General features: G+C 35.5%; 4 protein-coding genes, 1 other RNA gene and 1 pseudogene. 4 read left to right on the top strand and 2 right to left on the bottom strand.

Annotated elements, in window-relative coordinates:
- Positions 1–235: 235 nt before the first annotated feature.
- On the bottom strand, positions 236–1,438 hold the full coding sequence (locus ACHRWY_RS24085; RefSeq protein WP_395357936.1) for an NAD(P)-dependent oxidoreductase: 1,203 nt from the start codon (positions 1,436–1,438) through the stop codon (positions 236–238).
- A 240-nt stretch (positions 1,439–1,678) separates the two neighbouring features.
- On the opposite strand from ACHRWY_RS24085, the gene ACHRWY_RS24080 reads away from it, so the two are divergent.
- Entirely contained in the window at positions 1,679–2,881 is a 1,203-nt protein-coding gene (locus tag ACHRWY_RS24080) for a serine hydrolase domain-containing protein (protein WP_395357937.1), read from the top strand.
- A gap of 67 nt (positions 2,882–2,948) precedes the next feature.
- Positions 2,949–3,345: a transfer-messenger RNA gene (gene ssrA, locus ACHRWY_RS24075) on the top strand.
- A gap of 721 nt (positions 3,346–4,066) precedes the next feature.
- Here ssrA and ACHRWY_RS24070 read toward each other — a convergent pair.
- A pseudogene (locus ACHRWY_RS24070) lies at positions 4,067–4,783 on the bottom strand (recombinase family protein); the annotation flags it as partial.
- On the opposite strand from ACHRWY_RS24070, the gene ACHRWY_RS24065 reads away from it, so the two are divergent.
- Both ACHRWY_RS24065 and ACHRWY_RS24060 read left to right on the top strand, forming a co-directional pair.
- A complete protein-coding gene (locus ACHRWY_RS24065; protein ID WP_395357935.1) occupies positions 4,769–5,350 on the top strand; it encodes a Wadjet anti-phage system protein JetD domain-containing protein in 582 nt (193 codons plus the stop codon). The pseudogene ACHRWY_RS24070 and the gene ACHRWY_RS24065 overlap by 15 nt on opposite strands.
- A 539-nt stretch (positions 5,351–5,889) precedes the next feature.
- The gene (locus ACHRWY_RS24060; RefSeq protein ID WP_395357934.1) at positions 5,890–6,204 is read left to right on the top strand and encodes a DUF3892 domain-containing protein; all 315 of its coding nucleotides are present in this window, start codon (positions 5,890–5,892) and stop codon (positions 6,202–6,204) included.
- Positions 6,205–6,671: the final 467 nt, after the last annotated feature.

Genomic DNA, 6,671 nt, shown 5'->3' with positions numbered 1-6,671 from the left:
TTTCAGGTTTCAGGTTTCAGGTTTCAGGTTTCAGGTTTCAGGTTTCAGGTTTCAGGTTTCAGGTTTCAGGTTTCAGGTTTCAGGTTTCAGGTTTCAGGTTTCAGGTTTCAGGTTTCAGGTTTCAGCATATAAAAAAATCCATTTGTAAATACAAATGGATTTTTTTATGTGTGGTTGTCTTAAGCACAACGTTTAAACAACCTTAAACTATAAAAACCTGAAACCTGAAACTATTTTACTTCCCATCAACATAATCCTGTAAATAACTAAATCTCGGCGTTAATTTTCCGTTCTCTGTTATCTTAGCTCTCTGCAGAATTCCATCCTTATCTCCATTGAAAAAAGCAGGAATAACATGTTCCATAAATTGTTCCCCAAAACCTTCACTGGCATCTTTTGGCATTTCGCATGGTAAATTATCAACCGCCATGACCACAACTGCCGCAGGATGAAAAATATCAACTTCCTTATCTTCCAAAGGAAAATAACCATATATAGGTTCTGCAATCGTCGAGGAACGCAATGTACAGGCAATTGGTCCGTTTACATCGCACGAAATATCAGCAACCACTTTCAATTTACAATCACTGGCGTTTAACATTTCTCTTGTCAAAATTACCGGCGCACCACTTGCATAAAAATGACCTGCAAAATAGATATCGGTAACTTTAGTAAATTTTTCGAAATCAGAAACATAAGCTTCCGGATGAGATACAAAATCTGTAAAATCCAAAACTTCCCCATCGATCCTTTTATTATATTCTAAAACATCCAACTGTACGTAAACAGCCTGGGCATATTTTTTATTCAAATAATTATCGACCATAATTTCTTTTATTTTTATCGCATCCAGAATTTCTTTGGCACCGTTTCCAACCTTTCCTGTCCCTGAAATAACAAATTTTAAAGCCGGCATTGTTATGCGTTTCAAATGCGCAATTAAAGCCTCTTTTCCTGAAAGCGTTTCTGCTTTTGGCAATTTGAACAATTCAAATTTTAAACCAAAAGCACGAATTCCGTTATAAACACCGACCATTCCTGCATATCTGCCAAAACCAATTAACCGGCGATCATGAGCATCAACAATCGTTTCATGATCATACAAATCAATATTTTTTTCTAAAATTGCTTTTAACAATTTCTGATTGTATGGCTGCTTCTTTATAGTATGCGAAAAAAAGAAATAAGATTTATCTGCAATAAGATTTTCTACAGGAACTTCCTTTACCCCAAATAAAACATCACAATCAGAAACATCATCTGTAACCGTAATGCCCATACTTTTATATTGAAGGTCTGAAAAAATCCTAATATCTGAACTTTCTACTTCAACTACGGCATCATGGAAGGTTTGTTTTAGCTTTGCGAGTTCCTCTGGTGAAAATACAACACGTCTGTCGGGCGGATTTTTTCTTTCTTTTATAATTCCGAATTTCATTTATATCAGGTTAAAATAATTATTAATATAACTTTTTCAATTCAATTTGTTTCAAATATAACAAATTTAGTTAAAGTTTTGTTGTAGAATTAAATTTTAGAATGTTTAAAAACCATTAAAAGCTGAATAGCAAACAATTAATCAAACAAAATCTTAATTTTTTGTTAAAACAACCTTTTCAATTCATCCAAAAAGGCAAAACATCAATATTGAATTCTATATATTTGTTTTTAAAGAATGATGAAAATGAGTTTCCTTAAAAAGACAAATATACCACAAATACTTTTCCTAATTTTAGTTTTAGGTTCATGTGGAAAAGATAAAAACACGATAAATAAAGAAGAAGTAACGGTCGAAGATACCTTACCTAAGATGAAGCCGCTAGGACCTGAGAAGAGACTTACACAAGCTTACATAAATTCAGTAACAGGAAGAATAAATCACTTCTACACCAAAAACTGGCCTAATAATACCATGAACGGAAGTTTTTTAGTAGCCCGAAATGGTCAAATTATCTTTGAACGCTACAACGGTTTTGCCAATAAAAACGAAGGAACAAAAATAACAGCTGAAACCCCTGTACAAATTGCCTCAGTCAGCAAAGTTTTAACCGCAACTGCGATTCTAAAACTGGTGAATGCCGGTAAAATTGATTTAGATCAAAAAGTAAATACAATTTTAAAAACCTTCCCTTACGAAGAGTGCACCATTAGAATGCTTTTAAGCCATCGAAGCGGGATGCGTAATTATGCTTATTTTACAGACAGAGATAAATCAGTTTGGGACAGACATAACCAACTTACCAATAAAGATATTTTAGATATTCTGGCTACAAAAGATATCGGTTTGGAATCCAGAACAGGGACACGTTTTAGTTATTGCAATACTAATTATGCCATGCTGGCACTTATTATTGAAAAAATTACGGGTCTAAAATATAAAGAAGCCATGTCTGAAATGATTTTCAAACCTTTGGGAATGACACATACTTATGTTTTTGATGATGACAAAGACAGAAAAAAGATTGTCCCTTCTTATAAAGGTAATGGTGTAGAAATTGGATTTGATTATCTGGATAATGTTTACGGAGATAAAAATATATTTTCGACTGCAAGAGATCTCTTAAAATTTGACAGGGCCAGAAACTCACCGGATTTTTTAAAACCTGAATTGCTAAAACAAGTATATACCGGTTACAGCAATGAAAGAAAGGGAACTAAAAATTATGGTTTAGGAATTCGAATGATCAATTGGGAAACGGGCCAAAATTATTACTTTCACAATGGATGGTGGCATGGTAATACCTCATCGTATATTCCGCTTATGAAAGAGCATGTTACAATTATTGCATTGTCTAATAAAATGACAAGAAATACGTATGCTGTTCGTAAACTGGCGCCAATTTTTGGTGATTATCCTTTTAATTTTAAAGAAGACGAATAATATTATTTTTCTGTAAAATTTATTACCAAACTAACTTCAAATAGTATAAATTTGCAAACTCATTTTTGGGGTCGACTGGTTTTGACAGCAAGTCGAATTGAAAAGTAAGCACGTCGAGCATTGAGACCTTGCTCGTAAATATAAGATCTTACAATTTTACACGGCGAAAATAACTACGCTTTAGCTGCATAATCCGAATTATAGTAAGATTAAGCCACGTCCCTATCAGATAGGGAAGCTGGATTCTCCTTGAAAGCCTTGGTTTGTGGCGGTCAGTACAGGGGAACCGTAAAAATAAACCTAGATTTCCATGAGCTTCGGGTGGAGATCGAAATTAAGAAGATAAGTGTTGAGTGGTTGTTCCTGACCTAGCTTAACATCGAAAATCCAATCAGGAAATAAACGTGTAGAAAGCTCTTTAGTTGCTTGTTTGGACCCGGGTTCGATTCCCGGCGACTCCACTGGAAGGGATGATTGAAAAATCATCCCTTTTTTTTCATAAATCAGATAGCCTTTTTCATTCATTATCAATGAGTTGTGAGAGAAAATATTCATCATCGTAGGTGTTCGATAGATACCTTCCTGATAGTACAAATTGCTGTCGAACACCAAGTTTACGAATTCTCTCTTCTGCATAATATCGGCTTTTGAATACACATAGCGGATATCTGTAAGCATTTCCAGATTCTTTTCCAAAATATCGAATGCACGACCCTCATTTTGTCCCAGACGTTCAATAGCTCCCTTAAGAGTGAGAATCGTACTGTTGTAAGTTGAGTACCATCTGTCGTAAGTATCCCTTGTAATCTCATTCTTAATCCATTTTTCCTCTACTGAAAACATCTTTTCCTGAGTGTCTTCTAAAAGCTGCTTCTTTTCTATGACTTTCTGCTTGTTGGATTTCATATCAGCCTCTAAAGCAGCTTTAGAACCTTTTCTTATTTCCAGAACCCTTTGTTCTGGAAGGCTCATTAATTCACAAGCCCCTAAGAACTGATCGTGGGCTTTGATTGCGCCGATATTGTTGTGTTTTGAAGACCTGCACTTATAGTAATAAAAGTACTTTCCTGATTTGCCTCTGGAAGGCGCACCGGTCAGTAAGTTACCGCAATGACATTTTAGTACGCCACGTAAAGGAATTTCTTCGTCGATAACCGTCCTTATTTTTTCAGGTTTCTTCATTTTATTCTGTACCATCTGCCAGGTAGTAATATCAATAATTGGCTCATGGATAGCAGGAAAAATACCACCCGGATATTCTTTATAGCCCTGGACTTTTAACATACCGGCATAAACAGGGTTTTCAAGAACCCTTTCAATAGCCATATTTCCCTTTGTTTTAAAACCTAATTCATAGGCTTTTTCTTTGATTTTATATAATGGCATATCGCGAAGAAAAGCATCATATATGAACTTTATGACCTTCGCTTCCGTCTCTTCAATAATTAACCTTCGTTCTTTCCTTTCTCCCTGTTTAATATATCCGTATGGAGGTGTAGTCGCTATATAGCGTCCTTCCTTCGCTCTGGCAGTATAAAGCCCTCCCTTTATTTTTATACTTCTATTGATGTTATCTTCTTCGGCAAGTAATAACTGTAATCCAGCTCTGAAGAAACTGCCAGGAGTGTCATAATCAAATGTGATCCCCTCCGTAACGCTAACTACTTGTATGCTGTATTTCCGCTGAAGCATTTTAACCATGCTCATTGCTTCTCCTGCATCCCGGCTGAACCTGTCCAATTGATCCACCAATAGGTAGTCAACTACTTTATAATGTTTTGAGATAAATTCTTGCAGCTTTATAAAGTCAGGTCTGTCGAAAGTCTTGGCACTTTTACCTCTATCAATAAAAGTATCTACCAATTCCACACTATTAAATTTTAGCCATTGGTCTGTGTACATTTCCTGCCGCTCTATGGAGCAATTAGAATACGTTTTTTAGACAATAAAGAGCAACATGATTATCGGTTTGCTGACATCAGCATTCCACTTTCAGATTTTGAGAAACTTGAATTGCCAGCAAAAAATATACTGATCACCGAGAATAAAATGAATTTCCTCACCCTGCCCTTAGTTGCCTCTACAATAGCTATTTGGAGCGGAGGTGGTTTCAATATCAGCTACCTGAAAAATGCAACATGGCTTCTGAACAAAAAAATCATTTATTGGGGCGATATCGACGAGCACGGTTTTCAGATACTGCATCAATTACGGAGCTATTATCCGCATACTATAAGTGTAATGATGGATAGGCAGACTTTTGACCTTTTCCATACTTATGCGGTAGATGGCTCACGCAATAAATCTGAAAGCCTTAGCCTACTAACTAATGACGAGAATGACCTTTTCCAATTTTTAAAATCGTTGAATAAAAACAATAGACTGGAACAGGAAAAAATACCCCAAGTATATGTGGACAATTGTTTGAAAAATGGTATGATTGAAACTAGCTCTGATGGACAGTCCTAAAGAATGGTTGGTAAATTGACAATGGCATGTAATTTTTAAAAATCTGGGGGATGATTTTGACTTTTGTTTTCATGTATAGCGTAACCTCTCCTACATAAAGTAGAATTTTTCGAAGTTTATATATATAGTCTGATTGACAATGTTCTAGTAGATAACTTTCGTATTTTGACAGTCTAAGTTTTTCTCAAATGACATATTGACATGCTTAGTCGCTCATACGCTCGTATTTACCATTTGGTATGCAGATTGTAAATATTTGCAATATCAAAACAAATAGAATGGTGGACATGCTTTGTAATGAAGCAGAAGGATCAGCAGTTAATAAACCCAGACTGTCCCGGAGGCTAACCAACCTCTTAAGAGCAGGACTATTTTTCAGCAAGATGCAAAGATTTTTAACTACCAAGTCTTGGTGTTCTCTCAGGGTTTCGAATAGTTCATGATTCGTACTGGAAATTCCAATGGACAAATTTAATAACAAATCCACCGGTTAAAAAAAATATCGGGCTGAATGAAAGAGGTCAGGAAAATCTATATTTATGAGTACATTTTACATAACAGCAGTACGCTACAGTTCAGATCCATCACATATTAGCCATGTTTTGGTACACACCCCAACAGAATCTGGTAGGTTATCAAAAGGCGTAATAAGGAGTAAAAACGAGGTAATAACCAGTATGGGTCAAAAAAACACGTATAAAACAGCCGTCCATAATTATAATACAGGAAAATGGAATAACGGTGCGGACGTAGGTACAGTAAATATTGGCAACATTACTTACTTGCGCACCGATCCTGATAAAACGGCCAAGGATAACCTAGGTAACCTTTTGTTGATAGACGAGTTGCGCTAGTTGCCAATTACCTTTAACAATTCAGTTTTGTTAGGCAATTTATTACAGGTAATCGTCAAAGTTTATTTTACATTTTAAGTTCGGAGAATAGTGGGCTCGATTTTGTTTTAGAGTAATCATTTTTTTTTAATTGCTAGGTTAAAGAGAATTCAAACCAATGATCCCGATCGCCATCTGCAGATACTCCTTTTTTGCAGATGGTGATTCTGGATGCAAGACATTAAGTATAAATCGTGTATTATCTAAGTAACTCTTAATCTATTTATAGGAATTCCTGATAGAACTTCTTAAGCAAAGAACTTAAGTATTAAATGCAAGTCGCTATTCTTACACAATTTTAAGGCCATCAAAAAAGGTCAAAATGGGTATAAGGTGTTCGACTGTGATCCCTCCCAGTCCACAAAAAAGCCTGTAAACTTATTGTTTACAGGCTTTTTTTATTAATCCCTTTTTGCACAAACAAGATA

The sequence above is a fragment of the Flavobacterium sp. FlaQc-48 genome (genome assembly GCF_044007335.1).
GTDB lineage: Bacteria > Bacteroidota > Bacteroidia > Flavobacteriales > Flavobacteriaceae > Flavobacterium.
Note: the sequence above shows the minus strand (reverse complement) of the source record. Positions and strands in the feature narration are given on the sequence as shown.